Here is a 1,272-nt window from a genome sequence, read left to right on the forward strand (position 1 = left end):
AGGTTCCCGTCCGCCGTCCCGACGGCGGCGATGTCCGCCTTCCCGTCACCGTTGAAGTCCCCGGCCGAGAACTTGTCCAGGCTGTTCCAGCCCGTGCCCGCCGACCACGGCGCGCCGAACGATCCGCTGCCGTTGCCGGGGTAGACGTACAGCTTCCCGTCGCCCTTGCCGACCGCGGCGAGGTCCGCCTTCCCGTCGCCGTTGAAGTCACCCGGCGTCATGTGGGCCAGCGAGTCCCAGCTGGTGCCGATCAGGGTCCGCTCGCCGAAGGTACCGGCACCGGTGCCCGGGTACAGGAACATCTTCCCCGTCGCCGCGTCCACCGCGGCCAGGTCCGTCCGTCCGTCACCGTTGTAGTCGGCCGAGGCGAAGCCCGTCATCCCCACCGGTGTGGCCGGCGGAGGGGTGCTGTTGTCCTCGACCACCTTGTTGTACCGCAGGGCCACGTAGCTGCTCGCCGGGTAGCTCGATATGTTCCCGCTGTAGACGTTCCCGCTCCCGTAGGTCATGTCGGTCCGCGAGTTCGACTGGTGGAGGTAGGTGAAGTCCCCGGTCGCCTGGTTGTTCCACCGCACGAAGAGCACGACGTGGTCGCTGATGTTGTCCAGCGCGTCGCCGGGGCGCAGGTCGCTCTTGTTGATACGCGTGGTCAGGGACCGGCTGTCGAGGGTCTGGGTGGTCGCCGAGCCGAGTCCGGTGGCCGACAGGTGCCAGGCCATCGCGATGAACCCCGAGCAGTCGGTGCGGTAGGAGTGGCCGTCGCCGTCCCCGTAGGTCGCACCCTGGTTGTACTGGACGTCCTGGGCGTCCCAGTACTGGCCGCGCGGCAGGATCTCGGACCGGTTGACGGAGCCGCCGAGGGAGGAGCCGGCCTGGGCGGGTGGTGCGGCCAGCCCGGCGGCGGCCATGACCGCGAGCAGCGGGGCGAGCACGGAGGTGCGGCGGAAGCGACTGGTCCTGGACATGACTTGACTACCTCGATCTGCTGGATGGTGGGTGTCGGAGGTTGGTGCGGGGAGCGGGCTACCAGCCGGTGCCGATGGTGCTGCGGGCGCCGAAGGTGTTCTGGCCGGTGCCCGGGTAGAGGTACATGTCGCCGGTGGATCCCTGGGGGGCCTGGACGGCGGCGACGTCCGTCCGGCCGTCGGCGTTGAAGTCCCCGCCGACCAGGTCGCGCATGATGTTCCAACCGCTGCCGGCGCTCACCGGGGCGGCGAACCAACCGGTGCCGGTACCCGGGAAGACGTACAGGTTGCCGTCGCCCCTGCCGAC

General features: G+C 69.9%; 2 protein-coding genes. Both read right to left on the reverse strand.

Annotated elements, in window-relative coordinates; genetic code table 11:
- Positions 1–965: FG-GAP repeat domain-containing protein (locus ACFVFS_RS40805; protein WP_380630182.1), on the reverse strand; the 965-nt coding region annotated here is incomplete at its 3' end.
- 58 nt (positions 966–1,023) lie between these two features.
- On the reverse strand, positions 1,024–1,272 hold a 249-nt coding region (locus ACFVFS_RS40810), incomplete at its 5' end, for an FG-GAP repeat domain-containing protein (protein ID WP_380630184.1).

The sequence above is a fragment of the Kitasatospora sp. NPDC057692 genome (genome assembly GCF_042799475.1).
Lineage (GTDB): Bacteria > Actinomycetota > Actinomycetes > Streptomycetales > Streptomycetaceae > Kitasatospora.